Annotated in this window: 15 protein-coding genes, 3 tRNA genes and 1 pseudogene; 7 read left to right on the plus strand and 12 right to left on the minus strand. The window is 59.0% G+C overall.

Annotation, left to right across the window (positions count from 1 at the left end):
- Window positions 1–30 precede the first annotated feature (30 nt).
- Window positions 31–528 (plus strand): annotated as a pseudogene (locus GGQ66_RS23350) (recombinase family protein); the annotation flags it as partial.
- 519 nt (window positions 529–1,047) lie between these two features.
- Here GGQ66_RS23350 and GGQ66_RS04000 read toward each other — a convergent pair.
- The 3 genes from GGQ66_RS04000 to GGQ66_RS04010 form a co-directional block, all read right to left on the minus strand.
- Window positions 1,048–1,122: transfer RNA gene (locus tag GGQ66_RS04000), tRNA-Glu, on the minus strand.
- A gap of 128 nt (window positions 1,123–1,250) precedes the next feature.
- Entirely contained in the window at window positions 1,251–1,778 is a 528-nt protein-coding gene (locus GGQ66_RS04005) for a hypothetical protein (protein WP_183789672.1), read from the minus strand.
- A gap of 98 nt (window positions 1,779–1,876) precedes the next feature.
- Window positions 1,877–2,317 (minus strand): VOC family protein, encoded by a 441-nt coding sequence (locus GGQ66_RS04010; protein WP_183789674.1) that lies wholly within the window; start codon window positions 2,315–2,317, stop codon window positions 1,877–1,879.
- 200 nt (window positions 2,318–2,517) lie between these two features.
- Between GGQ66_RS04010 and GGQ66_RS04015 the strand changes: the two genes are divergently transcribed.
- From GGQ66_RS04015 to GGQ66_RS04035, 5 genes are all read left to right on the plus strand, one after another.
- Window positions 2,518–3,096: a cold-shock protein gene (locus GGQ66_RS04015; RefSeq protein ID WP_183789676.1), complete on the plus strand. Its 579-nt coding sequence runs from the start codon at window positions 2,518–2,520 to the stop codon at window positions 3,094–3,096.
- Between the two features lie 20 nt (window positions 3,097–3,116).
- Complete coding sequence (locus GGQ66_RS04020; protein ID WP_183789678.1) at window positions 3,117–3,605, plus strand: DUF192 domain-containing protein; 489 nt, start codon at window positions 3,117–3,119, stop codon at window positions 3,603–3,605.
- 93 nt (window positions 3,606–3,698) lie between these two features.
- Window positions 3,699–3,775, plus strand: a tRNA-Pro gene (locus GGQ66_RS04025).
- A gap of 85 nt (window positions 3,776–3,860) precedes the next feature.
- Complete coding sequence (locus GGQ66_RS04030; RefSeq protein WP_183789680.1) at window positions 3,861–4,166, plus strand: ETC complex I subunit; 306 nt, start codon at window positions 3,861–3,863, stop codon at window positions 4,164–4,166.
- Window positions 4,167–4,225: 59 nt separating this feature from the next.
- Window positions 4,226–4,302 (plus strand) — tRNA-Arg (locus GGQ66_RS04035).
- Window positions 4,303–4,342: 40 nt separating this feature from the next.
- On the opposite strand, the gene GGQ66_RS04040 is transcribed toward GGQ66_RS04035, so the two are convergent.
- The 7 genes from GGQ66_RS04040 to GGQ66_RS04070 form a co-directional block, all read right to left on the minus strand.
- Complete coding sequence (locus tag GGQ66_RS04040; RefSeq protein WP_183789682.1) at window positions 4,343–5,284, minus strand: LysR family transcriptional regulator; 942 nt, start codon at window positions 5,282–5,284, stop codon at window positions 4,343–4,345.
- Between the two features lie 33 nt (window positions 5,285–5,317).
- Entirely contained in the window at window positions 5,318–6,562 is a 1,245-nt protein-coding gene (locus GGQ66_RS04045) for an NAD(P)/FAD-dependent oxidoreductase (protein ID WP_183789684.1), read from the minus strand.
- Between the two features lie 72 nt (window positions 6,563–6,634).
- Window positions 6,635–7,423 (minus strand): lysine/arginine/ornithine ABC transporter substrate-binding protein, encoded by a 789-nt coding sequence (locus GGQ66_RS04050; protein ID WP_183789686.1) that lies wholly within the window; start codon window positions 7,421–7,423, stop codon window positions 6,635–6,637.
- A 176-nt stretch (window positions 7,424–7,599) separates the two neighbouring features.
- Window positions 7,600–8,373: an amino acid ABC transporter ATP-binding protein gene (locus GGQ66_RS04055; RefSeq protein ID WP_183789688.1), complete on the minus strand. Its 774-nt coding sequence runs from the start codon at window positions 8,371–8,373 to the stop codon at window positions 7,600–7,602.
- A 15-nt stretch (window positions 8,374–8,388) separates the two neighbouring features.
- On the minus strand, window positions 8,389–9,546 hold the full coding sequence (locus GGQ66_RS04060) for an amino acid ABC transporter permease (protein ID WP_183789690.1): 1,158 nt from the start codon (window positions 9,544–9,546) through the stop codon (window positions 8,389–8,391).
- A 4-nt stretch (window positions 9,547–9,550) separates the two neighbouring features.
- Window positions 9,551–10,747: an amino acid ABC transporter permease gene (locus GGQ66_RS04065; protein WP_183789692.1), complete on the minus strand. Its 1,197-nt coding sequence runs from the start codon at window positions 10,745–10,747 to the stop codon at window positions 9,551–9,553.
- A gap of 100 nt (window positions 10,748–10,847) precedes the next feature.
- The gene (locus GGQ66_RS04070; RefSeq protein ID WP_183789694.1) at window positions 10,848–11,876 is read right to left on the minus strand and encodes an amino acid ABC transporter substrate-binding protein; all 1,029 of its coding nucleotides are present in this window, start codon (window positions 11,874–11,876) and stop codon (window positions 10,848–10,850) included.
- Window positions 11,877–12,221: 345 nt separating this feature from the next.
- On the opposite strand from GGQ66_RS04070, the gene GGQ66_RS04075 reads away from it, so the two are divergent.
- Entirely contained in the window at window positions 12,222–13,412 is a 1,191-nt protein-coding gene (locus tag GGQ66_RS04075) for a cystathionine beta-lyase (RefSeq protein WP_183789696.1), read from the plus strand.
- Window positions 13,413–13,460: 48 nt separating this feature from the next.
- On the opposite strand, the gene GGQ66_RS04080 is transcribed toward GGQ66_RS04075, so the two are convergent.
- Both GGQ66_RS04080 and GGQ66_RS04085 read right to left on the minus strand, forming a co-directional pair.
- Window positions 13,461–14,615 carry an FAD-dependent monooxygenase gene (locus GGQ66_RS04080; RefSeq protein ID WP_183789698.1) on the minus strand — a complete coding sequence of 385 codons (1,155 nt, stop codon included), beginning with the start codon at window positions 14,613–14,615 and terminating at the stop codon, window positions 13,461–13,463.
- Window positions 14,616–14,681: 66 nt separating this feature from the next.
- Entirely contained in the window at window positions 14,682–14,927 is a 246-nt protein-coding gene (locus GGQ66_RS04085) for a zinc-finger domain-containing protein (protein ID WP_183789700.1), read from the minus strand.
- Window positions 14,928–14,973: the final 46 nt, after the last annotated feature.

The raw sequence follows: 14,973 nt of genomic DNA on the forward strand, positions 1-14,973 counted from the left end.
GGAACTTGACCACGACCGCAGACCCGAAACATACCTAACACGCGGGTCAATTCTCGGTGGAAACGCCGGGTCAGTTCTCAGTGGCAATCAACAGCTACCCATCTGAACGAACGCACCATCAAGCGCCGCGGTGTTCGCTTCTCGACCGGCAGCATCCACGACATTCTCACCTCGACCACCTATGTCGGACGGCACTATTTCAACAGATACGACACTCGTAACAAAAAGCCTCGTCCGCCATCGCAATGGATCGAGCTTTCCGTCCCCGCGATCATTAGCGAACAGACGTTTACATCAGTTCAGGGGCTTCTGCAGAGCCGCAGTCCGATGCGTGTGGCGCCAAGGGTTGTGAATGGTCCCACACTGCTGGCCGGTGTCGCGCGCTGTGGCTATTGTGGGGCGGCCCTGATCAAGAATACCGGAAAAGGCGGCACATACGCCTATTACTGCTGCTCCCGTAAGCTCAAGGAAGGTGCCTTGTCCTGCCGGGGCATCCGGATGCGGATGGACCGCCTTGATGACATCGTCATCGGCGAAATCCTGGAGCATGTTCTAAAACCGGAGCGCCTGATCACGCTGCTCGACGCCTATCTGAAATCTGCTGATGAGCGGGCCGACAGGAACAAGCACGAGATTGATCGTCTGCGACAGAAGCACCGTGATGCCCAGGCGGCACTGGCGAGATTGCTCTCGCTGGTCGAGAGCGGTTTGATGGAGGCGGAAGACCCCACGCTGAAAGAGCGCCTGCTTGGATTAAAGCTCCAGCGTGACGAATTGTCGGTGGAGATAACGGAGATTCAGCAGCGCCTGTCGTCCAGCGAACCGGAGATCAACTCGGAGAAAATTGAACGGATCGTCAGACTGCTTCGCGAAAAACTTACCAGTGGCACGCCGGAGTTTCGGCAAGCTTATGCCAGGATGATCATGCGGGAAGTTAGCGTGAAGGACGATGAGATCAGGATCAGCGGATCGAAATCGATCATTGCAAAGGCCACATCGCAAGGCCTCGGCAAAACGCCGCCTGCGGTTCTCTCTTTTGTTCGGGAGTGGCACGCCCTAGGGGAGTCGAACCCCTCTTTTCAGAATGAAAATCTGACGTCCTAACCGATAGACGAAGGGCGCGTGTGAGCGGCCTTATAGTCAGCCCCATGGGAGAGCGCAAGCGGCAATTTGCATCTTTCAAGAAAAAATCGCCGTCTGTGTATGGACGGCGATCAGGTGAGAACGTTCTTGGAAAACATAAGGATAGGTTAATCCAGCGGCGGCGGTGGTGCGCCGGTCGGTGCGTTCCCCTTGCCATAAACGCTGTAGAGCGTTGCGTTGACGCCGGGTGCCGGGCCATAGGCCGATGCGGGCAGAACGGCACCGTCAGGCCCATGGGGCGCGGCCTCAGGGGCTGCGATCGTGCCCGATGAAAAGATGCTGGCACGGTTGGCATTGATACCCGTCGGCTGCGTAGTCAAGCCACCGATATTGGCCGGCTCTTCCGAGCCCGGCAGCGTTTGGGGCGGCGTATCGGCGGCGACCTGCGCGCCATTGGTGGACACGTAGGGATCGACATAGGCCGTTCCGCTGCGGGGCGCTCCTTTCGGCGGTGCCTTTGCCTTGCTGTCGTCCATAGCCACGTCGACCATCGATTCCGGATCGTCGGTCTCGATCGCCGCGGTCTTGTCATTTTTGAAAGAAATTGTCTTGCAGCCGGTCAGTGGCATTCCAGCGAGCATCACCATCAGGGACAAGCGGGTGAGGGCGCGGCCTGTCGATGTCATATCGAACATGATTTTCCCCATAACGTTCCACCGCTCCGATGGACCGGAACGATTGCGGGGAAAATAGCCGGGCGTCCTTGCGCGTGGCATTCGCCCGGCGAGTGTCTTTACCAGGTGCCGGTGTTGGTCATGGAGGCCCAGGGTTCGCTCGGTGCCAGTGCCTCGCCCTGCTGTAAAATTTCAATGGAAATGCCGTCGGGAGAGCGCACAAAAGCCATGTAGCCGTCCCGTGGCGGGCGGTTGATAATGACGCCGTTCCCCTGAAGGCGGGTACAGAAGGCGTAGATGTCCTCAACCTCATAGGCGAGATGACCGAAGTTGCGTCCGCCTGTATAATCTTCCGTGTCCCAGTTATAGGTGAGTTCGAGGCAGGGTGCCTTTTCGGCCGCGGCCCGGTTCGAATCGCCGGGAGCGGCGAGGAAGACGAGCGTGAAGCGACCTTTCTCGTTTTCCACTCGCCGGACTTCCACAAGGCCGAAAACGGTGACGTAAAAGTGCAAGGCGGCGTCGAGGTCTTTGACGCGAACCATCGTGTGCAGGTAGCGCATGGCTGTTTCCCTTTGGTTTTGGGCAGTGATGGCGGAATTTATGCCCTCGACGCTAGGTCGGTGCAAGCCACGGCTGAAACCATGCGAATCGGTAAAACGGAAACTAGGGCTTGCGCTGCTCCATTAACCCGATGTTAATCTAGCGCTCAGGAATCAGTTGACCGTGTGAATGTGAAGCGTAATCGAGGGGCTGACAGGATATGGCGGATAGAATGTCATCGAAGGGGGTCGACAGTTTCGAGGATTTCGTGAGCGATCCGGTTGAACTGATCGAAATCACCGGCGTCGTGAAGTGGTTTGATGTCGCGAAGGGTTTCGGCTTCATCATTCCCGATAACGGCATGCAGGATGTGCTGCTTCATGTGAGCTGCCTGCGCCGCGACGGTTACCAGACCATTCTCGAGGGAACGCGCATCGTGGCGCTTGTCCAGCGGCGTGACCGGGGTTTCCAGGCTTTCCGCATACTCTCGATGGATCAATCGACGGCCGTTCATCCTTCTCAGCTTCCGCCAGTTCGCACGCATGTTCAGGTTACGCCGACGAGCGGCCTCGAGCGGGTGATCGTGAAGTGGTTCAACCGTACCAAGGGCTTCGGCTTCCTGACGCGCGGCGAGGGCACGGAAGACATTTTCATCCATATGGAAACGCTCCGCCGTTTTGGCCTTGCCGAATTGCGTCCTGGCCAGGTGGTTCTTGTGCGCTATGGCGATGGCGACAAAGGACTGATGGCTGCGGAAATCCATCCGGATAATCCGGCACCGATCAGCCGGGCCCACTGATCCATTCGGAGATGCCGCTTATGTTCGGCTTGTTGGTAGAGATTTATCGAAAAAGCGCCCTCGTGGCGCTTTTTTCATTGTTGTGTGCAGGCGCGTTTGCCGCCGATGATGTCACATTTGGCAAGGGCCATCTGTCGATTCGCACGAACGATGGTCGGCACGTTTCCTTTTCCGTTGAACTGGCTATCGATGATTCGCAGCGCATGCGCGGTCTGATGCACAGGAAGTCCATGCCGGTCGATCACGGCATGTTGTTCGACTTCGGCGAATCGCGATTGGTGACCATGTGGATGAAAAACACGGTCCTGCCGCTCGATATGCTGTTTATTGATGAGGCGGGGATGACGCGGCAAGTCCGGGAAAATGCCGTTCCCTTTTCTGAAGACCTGATCTCGTCCGGCGGTGAGGTTCGCTATGTGCTGGAACTCAACGCAGGCACCGCGCGACGCCTTGGAATCGGGGTCGGAAGCCGTGTTGATTTGGCCCAATTGAAAAAAGCGACTGACTGAATGTTGGATGGGGTTGAAATTCACTGCTGCAAACGGGATGTTAGGAGTTGAAGTCAAGGATCGAAGCGTGTATCTCCGCGTCATCGTCAGTGACGGAGTGTAGCGCAGTCTGGTAGCGCATCTGGTTTGGGACCAGAGGGTCGGGAGTTCGAATCTCTCCACTCCGACCACGTCGATGAAAAGGCGGTTTCGCCTGGAGAGGCAGCGAAGTCGCACGGGCGAGGTTCGCCCTTTTTGGGGTATTACGGAGCAAGAATGTCCGCCAAGATTTACAGACCCGCCAAGACAGCCATGCAGTCCGGCAAGGCGAAAACGAATCTCTGGGTTCTCGAGTTCGACCAGTCCGCACCGCGCAAGGTTGATCCGGTGTTTGGTTATACGTCGTCCAGTGACATGCTACAGCAGGTGAAGCTGACCTTCGAATCCCAGGAGCAGGCAGAAGAATATGCCAAGCGAAAGGGCATCGAATACCGCGTTATCCTGCCGAAGGAAACGACGCCGAAAAGCCTGTCTTACACCGACAACTTTCGCTTTACCCGCACGCAGCCCTGGACGCATTGAACGTTGCCGCTGCGTCTGGTTTCCGGGGCGGGGCGCAAACGCTCCGCTCGCTTCTGTTTGGCCCCTTAGCTCAGCTGGATAGAGCACCTGCCTTCTAAGCAGGTTGTCGAAGGTTCGAGTCCTTCAGGGGTCGCCAGCGCTCAAGTGTTTGATTTTAATACTCTATTTTCTTTGTTTCAGGCGCCTTCATCATCCTGTGTCTCCGATTCGCGCAGGCTTTCCAGTACTTCAATGAAGGTGGCATCCTCGCGGGTGAGTAGTTGAGTCGGGTTTGTCAGCACATAGTTTCTGACCGTCGGGAGGTCGTCGTAGGGCGGCAGGGACCAGAGACGTCCGGCTTGGACATACAGCGTGCCCATGGAGACGTTGAGCGGGCCAAAGCCGATGCCTGCCTCGATCAGGCGCAGAATTTCCTCATCATTGGCGGAGCTGGCAATGCGGTTGTCGCGAAAGCGATTACCGATACCGACGCGTGCGACTGCGTCGAGCCCGGCTTCCAGATGGTCGCTCTCGAACGAGATGTAGTTGTGGGCATCAAGATCATCGAGTGTCAGCCCTTCGCGACCGAAGAGCGGGTGGCGACGGCCACAATAGAACCCCATGCGGGTTGAGCCGAGATAGCGACATGCGAGATCGGGCAGGGCGCGATTGAGAATGCAGATACCGATCGCCACCTCGCCGCCGCGCACACGCTCGACGACGATGCCGGAGGGGGCGACCTCGATTTCGATTTTCACGCCGGGATGGCGCGCGTGAAAGGTTGCCAGTGCCTTGTCGAACAGGGGGCTATCGATCTGATTGGCCAGTAGAAGGTGCAGATAGCGATTGGGTTCGGCGGAATCGCCGGCCATCTGCGCAATCCGTTCGACACCGTGCACGACCCGCAGTGTTTCCTCACGGAAGAGTTGACCATATTCCGTGAGACGGAAGGTGCCGCGCGCGCGATGAATCAGCCGGTGGCCCACCGACGTCTCGAGACGGCTTAGCGCATTCGACACACTCGGCTGCGTGCGCAGCAGACGTTCCGCCGCTGCGGTGATGCCGCCAGCCTCAACGATTACCTGAAAGATGAAGATCAGGTTCCAGTCGAGATCTCTCAAAAATCGCTCGTTGCGCATGCCGTTCGCCCGATGGAGCCCGGCTTTGCTTTATCAGAGAAAGCGGCGGATGTCGAAAGGCCGGGGATCGGCGAAAGGCTTGCCGCCGGTCATCATTTCGGCGAGCAGACGACCCGTGGCAGGGCCGAGCGTCAGGCCGTGATGGGCATGGCCGAAGGCAAGCCAGAGACCGGGATGGCCGGGGGCATCGCCGATGACCGGTTTCATGTCCGGCATGGCCGGGCGCAACCCGAGCCACGGTTCGGATTCAACCGGTTCACCGAGTGGGAATAATTCTCTCGCGCGCGCCTCGCAGCGGTTGATCTGCACACGGTTCGCCGGCGCATCGGGCGGGGCGAGTTCAACGCCGGTCGTCAGTCGGATGCCGTCAGTCATGGGCGCAAGCACATAGCCGATCTGTTCATCCAGTATGGCGTGATTGAGCGTCGCGCCCGTATCGCTGCGATAATGAAGATGGTGACCGCGCTTCGCCACCAGCGGCACCCGCAGGCCAAGCGGCGCGAGAAGGTCGTTGGAGCGTGCGCCCAGCGCTATCACAATCCGTTCGGCGTTATGGCTGCTCTGTGCGGTGGTGACACGCCACCTCTTGCCTGACGGGGCTACAGACTTCACGGCTTCCCGCAGGATTGTGCCGCCTCGTCGTTCGAAGAGGGCGGCATAGCCTTTCGTCAGGGCCCCGGGATCGGAAACGGTGAATGGATCACGCCAGTGGATGGCACCGATGGCTGCGGCCATCAGAGCGGGTTCCAGGCGATGCAGGGCGGGACGATCCAGAAGGTCCGCGCTCAGGCCGTAGTCCGTGCCAAGGGTCGACACCCGTCGGGTTGCGTCCTCCATACCAGCGATGCTGCGAATGACCTCCACCCAGCCATCGCGCTTGAGGAGATGATTGAGCCCGGCCGCCTCCACCAGTCGTTCGTGCTCGGTAAGGCAGGCTTCGAGCAGTGGCAGGAGTTCACCGGCGATCTTCGTCAGCCGTTCGCTGCGCGACGATTGCCAGTAGGCCCAGAGCCATGGCGCAATTCTTGGGAGGAAGGAGGGTGCGTAATGCACGGCGGCGTTGCGGTTCGAGGCATGGGCGAGCAGCGAGCGCCAGTCCCGCGGAATGGCATAGGGAATGACGCTGCAGCGCTCGATCAGCCCGGCATTGCCGAAGCTTGCACCCTCACCGGGTTCGCTGCGATCAATCAGCGTCACGGTCTCGCCGCGTTCCTGCAGATGGAGAGCAATGCTGACGCCGACAATGCCCGCGCCGAGCACAAGGATATGGGATGTCATGGATGGTCGCCGTCGGGGAGGGCTGAGCAAGGTCCCGGACGGCGCGAAAACGCCGCCCGGAAGCGAATGCGGTTACTGCATCTTGTAGATGTCGAGGGAGAAGTACTTGTCGTTGATCGACTTGTAGACGCCGTTGGCGACAATGGCATCCAGCGCGGCATTCAGTTTGGCCTGAAGGGCGGTGTCTTCCTTGCGGATCGCCATGCCGACGCCTTCGCCGACATACTTCGGATCGGTGATCGGCTTGCCGACGAGTTCGCAGCAGGCGCCATCCTTGGTCTTTTCGGTCCATTCCAGCATCGGCACGAGATCGCCAACCTGAATGTCGAGACGACCGCCCGCGAGGTCGAGGTTCACTTCGTCCTGGGTCGGATATTGTTTGAGGTCGGCCTTTGCGTGCGCGGCCTCGACATAGCTGGCCTGGGTGGTCCCGGCCTGAACGCCGACTGATTTGCCGCCGAGATCCGGCTTGTCGAGCACGGAGGTATCGGCGCCCTTCTTCATGACATAGGTCATGGCCGCCTTGTAATAGGGCTTGGTGAAGGCGACCTTTTCCTTGCGTTCCTCCGTGATGAACATGGAAGCGACGATAACGTCGTATTTCTTGGCGAGCAGGCCCGGAATGATGCCGTCCCATTCCTGCGCCACGAGTTCGCATTCGGCTTTCATTTCGGCGCACAGCGCCTTTGCAATGTCGACGTCGAAGCCGATCAACTGGCCGGAGGCATCGACGGCGTTGAAGGGCGGGTAGGCGCCTTCGGTGGCAATTTTGAGCTTGAGTGTGTCTGCCTGCGCCGGCGAAACCGCCACGACGGCCGCAAAAAGGAGGTTGGCGGCAATGGCCGCAATCTTGAACGACATTATGATTTTTCCTCTGGAGCGTTGTCTTCAACGTTGCCAGATTACGCGCGTCATTCTGTCGCGCAAATTTATATAACGTATCAATTTCATAATTCTGGTGAATGTAGGCGTTGCCTTACGCGCAACGTAAAAAAGGGGGCTCTCGCCCCCTTTTCCTCGAATTATCCAGCGTTGGATCAGTGCAGGATCTGGCTGAGGAACAGTCGAGTGCGTTCATGCTGCGGATTGTCGAAGAATTCGGCCGGCGAGTTCTGTTCGACGATCTGGCCCTGGTCCATGAAGATAACGCGGTTGGCGACCTGACGGGCAAAGCCCATTTCATGCGTGACGCACAGCATGGTCATGCCCTCTTCTGCAAGGCTCACCATGGTATCCAGAACTTCCTTGACCATTTCCGGGTCGAGTGCCGAGGTCGGCTCGTCGAAGAGCATGATCTTCGGCTTCATGCACAGCGAGCGGGCGATGGCCACGCGCTGTTGCTGACCACCGGAAAGCTGGCCGGGATATTTGTGTGCCTGCTCCGGAATCTTGACGCGCTTGAGGTAGTGCATCGCGATTTCCTCAGCTTCCTTCTTCGGCATCTTGCGGACCCATATGGGCGCAAGCGTGCAGTTTTCCAGAATGGTGAGGTGCGGGAAGAGGTTGAAATGCTGGAACACCATGCCGACTTCCCGGCGCACTTCATCAATCTTCTTGAGGTCGTTCGTCAGTTCCGTGCCTTCAACGAAGATGTTGCCCGACTGGTGCTCTTCCAGACGGTTGATGCAACGGATCATGGTTGACTTGCCGGAGCCGGACGGGCCGGCAATGACGATACGCTCGCCGCGCATGACCTTCAGGTTGATATCGCGGAGGACGTGGAATTCGCCGTACCACTTGTTCATACCGATGATCTCGACAGCGACATCCGTGGATGAGACGGTCAGGTTTGCGGGTTGGACTTCTGCCATGTTTTTCCCCTTACTTTATCGTTTGTGCCCGGTGTCGAGATGGCGCTCCATGAAACCGGAATAGCGCGACATGCCGAAGCAGAAAATCCAGAAAATGAAGCCAGCGAAGATCAGGCCGGTGATCGGTGTCACGGGCGTGATCCAGCTTGGATCGCGGAAGTTGAGCTGCACGATGCCCAGCAGGTCGAACATGCCGATGATCGAAACCAGAGACGTGTCCTTGAACAGGCCGATGAAGGTGTTCACGATGCCAGGGATAACCAGCTTGATGGCCTGCGGCATGACGACCAGCCAGATTTTTTGCCAGTAGCTGAGACCAAGCGAATCGGCGCCTTCGGACTGGCCCTTCGGGATGGCCTGAAGACCGCCGCGGATTACTTCCGCCATGTAGGCAGAAGCGAAGAGGGCGACACCGACCAGTGCGCGAAAGAAGTTGTCGATCGTCCAGCCGGTAGGCAGGAAGAGCGGCAGCATGACATTCGCCATGAAGAGAACCGTAATCAGCGGGACGCCGCGGATGATTTCAATGAAGCCGATGCAGAGCATTCTCACAACGGGCATGTGCGACCGGCGCCCGAGCGCCAGAACGATGCCCAGCGGCAGCGAAACGGCAATCCCGACGAAGGACAGGATCAGCGTGACCATGAGGCCACCCCAGAGCGGGGTTTCGACATGGGCAAGACCGAAGTAATTGCCGCTCAGCAGGAAGAAGGCCACGATCGGGAATACAACGAACAGAAGAAGCGCGTTGAGACCCTTGCGCGGTGCCTTCGGAATGAGGATCGGGATCAGCAGCGCGATGAGCATGATGCCAACCAGAAGCGGGCGCCAGCGTTCTTCGAGCGGATAACGACCGAAAATGAACTGCTGGAAGCGATCGCCGACGAAGGCCCAGCAGGCGCCGGTCCATCCGTCCGGCTGGGCTCCGCCCTGGGCGATCGTGGCGCAGACGGAGCGGTCCGAACCGACCCAGGAGGCCTGCACGAACAGCCAGTTCAGCGCACCGGGGATAATCATGAACAGCAGCGCGAGGCCGACAAGCGACAGGATCGTATCCTTCGGCGACGCAAAGAGATTCTTCCTGATCCAGGCAGCGGTGCTGGTGTCATTCGTGGGCGGTGGCGAGGCCACGATCATCTGATCACGAACGAAAGCGGGTGAATGTGTGCTCATGACCTTACCTTTCCACCAATGCCATCTTGGCGTTGAACCAGTTCATGAACATCGATGACGCGATGCTGATGGACAGGTATACGACCATCCAGATGGCAACCACCTCGACGGCCTGACCGGTCTGATTCAGCGTCGTGCCACCGGTGGCGACAAGATCGGGGAAGCCGATGGCAATACCCAGCGACGAGTTCTTCGTCAGGTTGAGGTACTGGCTGGTCAGCGGCGGGATGATGATGCGCATGGCCTGCGGCACCACCACAAGGCGGGTCGTGGTTGCAGGCTGGATGCCCAGCGCCGTTGCCGCTTCCGTCTGGCCCTTCGGCACGCCGCGGATACCGGCACGGATGATTTCGGCTATGAATGACCCGGTGTAGAGCGACAGAGCGACATAGAGCGCGAAGAACTCCGGCAGGACTGTCGCACCGCCCGTCAGGTTGAAGCGGCCCGCCTGGGGAACGTCGAAGCTCAGCGGTGCGCCGAGGATCGCGAAAACCAGCAGCGGCAGGCCGATAATGAGCGCAAGCCCGGCCTTGAAGGTCGGGAACTGCTGCCCCGTTGCCATCTGTCGCTTGGTCGCCCATTTCGCGATGACGATCGTTGCGACGATGGCAAGAACCAGTGCGAGCGCTACGAACTCGGCACCCGTGCCCCAGATGGGTTTCGGGAAGACGAGACCGCGATTGTTGAGGAAGATGTGGACGCCGGGAATCTCGAGGGAATCGCGTACGTTCGGAAGTGCACGCAACACGCCAGCATACAGAAAGAAGATGACCAGTAGCGGCGGAATATTGCGGAAGATTTCCACATAGACCGTGCAGATCTTGGCAATCAGCCAATTGTGCGAAAGGCGACCGATACCAACGACGAAGCCGATAATCGTGGCAGTAATGATGCCGACGAAAGCAATCAGCAGGGTGTTGAGAAAGCCTACGAAGATTGCCCGCCCGTAGGTCGAGTCAGCCGTGTAGGGAATGAGAGAATCGCCGATGTCGAAGCCGGCGCGACTGCTCAGGAAGCCGAAACCCGATGCCGTGTTGCTGCGGGCCAGGTTGGTGGCCACGTTGTTGGAAATCATCCAGACGAGAATGATGAAGACGGCAGCGGTGAATATCTGGAAGAAAATCGATCGAACTTTGGGATCGTAAACCAGCGAACCGAACGTTCGTCCGTTCGACGGCGCATTTTTAGCGCTTTCTGTCATATTTTGCCATTTCCCCATGTGGCGGCATGTGCCGCTCTTTGTTGTTCTTATGAGGCAGAGTGCAAGGCGGCGTCATGCCGCCTTGCACCATAAGGCGTTATTAGCGAATTGGCGGTGCGTACTGGAGACCACCCTTCGACCACAGGGCGTTGATGCCGCGCTGGATCTTCAGCGGGCTGCCTTCGCCGATGTTGCGTTCGAAGACTTCGCCGTAGTTACCGACGGCCTTGATGATGTTGTAGGCCCAGTCGTTGGTCAGGCCGAGGTCGGTGCCGATCTTGGAGTCCTTCTCGATGCCGAGGAAGCGCTTGATGTCCGGGTTGGTCGTGGAACCCTTGATCTCGTCGATATTGGCCTTGGTGATGCCGAACTCTTCAGCCTGAACGAGTGCGTAGTGCGTCCAGGACACGATGTCGAACCACTGGTCGTCGCCCTGACGGACGGCCGGGCCAAGCGGTTCCTTGGAGATGATTTCCGGCAGAACGACGTGTTCGTCGGGGTTTGCCAGGCCGAGGCGGATGGAATAGAGGCCGGACTGGTCGGTCGTGTAGACATCGCAACGGCCAGCGGCGTAAGCGGCATTCACTTCTTCAACCTTTTCGAAGACGACCGGGTTGTACTGCAGGTTGTTGGCCTTGAAGTAGTCGGCAAGGTTCAGTTCGGTCGTGGTGCCGGACTGGACGCAGACGGCAGCGCCGGAAAGTTCAAGAGCCGACTTCACGTTGAGCTTCTTCGAGACCATGAAGCCCTGACCGTCGTAGTAGTTGACGGCGCGGAAGTTGAAACCGAGCGCCGTGTCGCGGCTGATGGTCCAGGTCGTGTTGCGGAAAAGCACATCACCTTCGCCCGACTGCAAAGCCGGGAAGCGGGTCTGGGCGGTCGTGGGGGTGAACTTGACCTTGGAGGCGTCACCGAAAACGGCGGCGGCCACTGCACGGCAGTAATCGACGTCGAAGCCGTTCCAGTTGCCGGCGGCATCAGGCTGGGCGAAGCCAGCAAGACCGGAGTTGACGACGCACTGGAGGAAGCCCTTCGACTTGACAGTATCCAGCGTGGCAGCGGAAGCGGCAGGCGCCATTGCGCCAAGTGCTGCTGCGCCAATCGCTGCGGACAGAAGCGTCTTCTTCATTTTTTTCCCAACCTTTATCTATTGTTTTGTTCTTAAATACGACCGCTCCCCTGCATCCAAAGCGATTGCGGTCGGCCCGCAGCCCTCCCGGCGCGAACGTTGGCTATCTCATTCACAATTTGCGGGATGGTCAAGTGTCGGCGTTTCAAATTGCCTGACTGACCTGGAAAAATAAAAATCATCGGTGAAAATTTGGGCAAAAATCTGGAAATCGTGCAGCGACTGATTATTATTCCATCCGTTCATCGAAGGTACTTTCGGGTACGCCGAGGGGCTTGACCCAGGCACCGCCGCGTCTCACAACATTAGCCGAACGGTCATAGTCTCAAAGGTTTGACACACATCATGACGGATAAACATGCCCTGCTCGATGGCGCCGGAACGGATACGCGCCTGGCTCATCTCGGTTCCGACCCTGCTGGCTTTCACGGTTTCGTGAACCCGCCGATCGTGCGCGCCTCGACGGTGCTTTTTCCCGATTGCGAGACGATGGCGACGGGAAACCAGAAATATACGTATGGCACACACGGCACGCCGACCACGGATGCGCTGTGCGATGCGCTAAACGAGTTGGAAGGGGCTGCGGGCACCCTTATCCTGTCGTCGGGACTTGCGGCGGTGACGGTACCGTTCCTGACCTTCCTGTCGCCGGGTGATCACGCTCTGGTTGTCGATTCTGTCTATTGGCCCACGCGTCGCTTCTGCAACACGGTGCTGAAGCGCATGGGGGTGACCGTCGAGTATTACGAACCGGCGATCGGGGCAGGGATCGCGGCGCTGATAAAGCCGAATACGCGGCTCGTCCATCTGGAAGCTCCGGGTTCCAATACGATGGAGATGCAGGATGTCGGGGCAATTTCGGCTGTCGCCCACCAGCAGGGCGCGGTGGTGACGATGGACAATACATGGGCCACACCGCTTTATTTCAGGCCGTTGGATCATGGCGTCGACATTTCCATCCACGCGGCAACGAAGTATCCCGCCGGTCATTCCGACATCCTCATGGGAACGGTGTCCGCCAATGAGGCGCACTGGTCAGCGCTGGAAGAGATGAACACCAATATGGGCCTTTGTGGCGCGGCGGAAGATTCCTACCTCGTTTTACGTGGCTTGCGAACGATGGGCGTGAGGCTGGAGCATCACCAGAAGAGCGCGCTTTCGATTGCCCGATGGCTGGAAAGCCATGAGGATGTCGCGCGCGTTCTCCATCCGGCGTTGCCGAGCTTTCCGGGCCACGCGATTTGGAAACGGGATTTCAAAGGCTCGAGCGGCGTGTTCTCCTTTGTGTTGAAGACGGACAAGCCTGCGGACTTCACGCCGCGTGCTCATGCCTTCCTGAACGCCCTTCGGCTGTTCGGCCTCGGCTATTCCTGGGGCGGGTACGAAAGCCTTGCCGTTCCGGTGAACCTTGCCGATCGCACCATTGCCAAGGGGCCGACCGAAGGGCCGGTCATCCGCCTCCAGATCGGTCTCGAGAATGTCGAGGATCTGCAAAGGGATCTCGAGCGCGGCTTTGCTGCGGTGAAGGCGCTCTGATCAGGCAAAAGGGCCGCCCGGTGGGCGGCCCTTTTTCAACGCGTCTTATTATGCCGCTCGGTAGCCAAAGAGCCAGTCGAAGCTCTGGCCGAGCGATTGCGGCGAACGCAACGACAGGACGATATCGCGGGCAATGCGAACCGGGCCGGTGGCATGATAGGCGAAGCGGTTGAACGCCGCCTGGTTGCGGGCACGGGCGATGCGCGGTTTGCGCCTGGCTTCGAACGTCTTCAGGGCGTCCGGAACGGTTCCCGGAACACGCACGGCCGCCGCAAGTTCAAAGGCATCTTCAATGGCCATGGCGGCACCCTGCGCGGCAAACGGCATCATGGCATGGGCTGCATCGCCGATCAGTACCGTATCGACGCCGTTGTGCCAGTAACCATCGCTAGCCTGATAGAGCGGCCAGAAGCGCGGTTCATGCGCGGCCTCCAGCATTTTACGGATATCCGGGCTCCAACCCGCGAAACGTCGCAGCAGAAGGTCGAGGCGGATGTCGCCGGGGGCGGCGTCCCATGTCTCGCCGGGTGAGTTGCCAGCGGTGATCGCGACGACATTGAAGCCGCCGATTTCCGAAAGCGGGTAGGCGACGATATGGGCATCCGGGCCGAGAAAAGCCGAGACTGCGGAAAGATCGAGGAAGGAGGGGGCATTGCCGCCGGGCACGGTGAAGCGCCAGGCGATATTGCCCGAGAAGGCGGGAATGGGGCAGGAGGGAATGACCGAGCGCATACGCGACCAGACGCCATCCGCGCCGATCACCAGTTCCGGCTTGCCGCTGCCGGGCAGAGCTTCTGCAACCGGATCGACAGTCGTGCCGAGATGTAGTTTGCACAGCGGTTCCCGCAGCACGGCGGAGAGAAGGGCCTGCTGCAATGTTGACCGGTGAAGAACGCCATAGGGCGCACCCCAGCGGGTGCGGGCATAGGCGCCGACCGGAACGCTCGCCAACCGTTTCAACGACGTGCCGGACAGAAGATCGATTCGCTCCGGCTCGTTCCAAACGGATTCGAGATCGGCCAGAACGCCAAGCGTCGAAAGGATGCGCGATGCGTTGGGGGCAATCTGCAGACCCGCGCCCACTTCCAGCAATTGCGGCGCCTTTTCATAGACGTCACAACGGATGCCGGATTGGGCGAGGGAAAGGGCGGCGCTCAAGCCGGCAATGCCGGCACCTGAAATAATGGCGTGTTCAACGGCCATAGGTCTTGCCTGTTCTGTGACGCGGCCCGCCCTGGATGCCGCGACACCTTGCATGCACGATCTGGATCAGGCGGCGTCGAAAAGGAAGGTGCAGCCGGGCGGAACGGTTTCGTCCGCCTTCAGGGCCGGGTTATAGCGATAGAGCGTCGAACAGTAGGAACAGACCTTCTCGTTCTCGTCGCCCATATCGATGAAGATGTGCGGGTGATCATAGGGAACGGAAGCGCCCGTGCACATGAATTCCTTCACGCCGATCTCGATCACGCGATGCCCGCCGTCGTTCTGGAAATGGGGAATGCTGTGGCCTGCCATTCTGGTCTCCGCAAGGTGGTGATGTCCTGAAGATTCTGTTTAGCCT

The organism is Allorhizobium borbori (assembly GCF_014196535.1).
GTDB classification, from domain to species: Bacteria; Pseudomonadota; Alphaproteobacteria; order Rhizobiales; family Rhizobiaceae; genus Ectorhizobium; species Ectorhizobium borbori.

Coding starts and splice junctions, on each gene's coding strand:
- GGQ66_RS04005 (WP_183789672.1), bottom strand. CDS start 1,778: ATGTTCGATATGACATCGACAGGCCGCGCCCTCACCCGCTTGTCCCTG.
- GGQ66_RS04010 (WP_183789674.1), bottom strand. CDS start 2,317: ATGCGCTACCTGCACACGATGGTTCGCGTCAAAGACCTCGACGCCGCC.
- GGQ66_RS04015 (WP_183789676.1), top strand. CDS start 2,518: ATGGCGGATAGAATGTCATCGAAGGGGGTCGACAGTTTCGAGGATTTC.
- GGQ66_RS04020 (WP_183789678.1), top strand. CDS start 3,117: ATGTTCGGCTTGTTGGTAGAGATTTATCGAAAAAGCGCCCTCGTGGCG.
- GGQ66_RS04030 (WP_183789680.1), top strand. CDS start 3,861: ATGTCCGCCAAGATTTACAGACCCGCCAAGACAGCCATGCAGTCCGGC.
- GGQ66_RS04040 (WP_183789682.1), bottom strand. CDS start 5,284: ATGCGCAACGAGCGATTTTTGAGAGATCTCGACTGGAACCTGATCTTC.
- GGQ66_RS04045 (WP_183789684.1), bottom strand. CDS start 6,562: ATGACATCCCATATCCTTGTGCTCGGCGCGGGCATTGTCGGCGTCAGC.
- GGQ66_RS04050 (WP_183789686.1), bottom strand. CDS start 7,423: ATGTCGTTCAAGATTGCGGCCATTGCCGCCAACCTCCTTTTTGCGGCC.
- GGQ66_RS04055 (WP_183789688.1), bottom strand. CDS start 8,373: ATGGCAGAAGTCCAACCCGCAAACCTGACCGTCTCATCCACGGATGTC.
- GGQ66_RS04060 (WP_183789690.1), bottom strand. CDS start 9,546: ATGAGCACACATTCACCCGCTTTCGTTCGTGATCAGATGATCGTGGCC.
- GGQ66_RS04065 (WP_183789692.1), bottom strand. CDS start 10,747: ATGACAGAAAGCGCTAAAAATGCGCCGTCGAACGGACGAACGTTCGGT.
- GGQ66_RS04070 (WP_183789694.1), bottom strand. CDS start 11,876: ATGAAGAAGACGCTTCTGTCCGCAGCGATTGGCGCAGCAGCACTTGGC.
- GGQ66_RS04075 (WP_183789696.1), top strand. CDS start 12,222: ATGACGGATAAACATGCCCTGCTCGATGGCGCCGGAACGGATACGCGC.
- GGQ66_RS04080 (WP_183789698.1), bottom strand. CDS start 14,615: ATGGCCGTTGAACACGCCATTATTTCAGGTGCCGGCATTGCCGGCTTG.
- GGQ66_RS04085 (WP_183789700.1), bottom strand. CDS start 14,927: ATGGCAGGCCACAGCATTCCCCATTTCCAGAACGACGGCGGGCATCGC.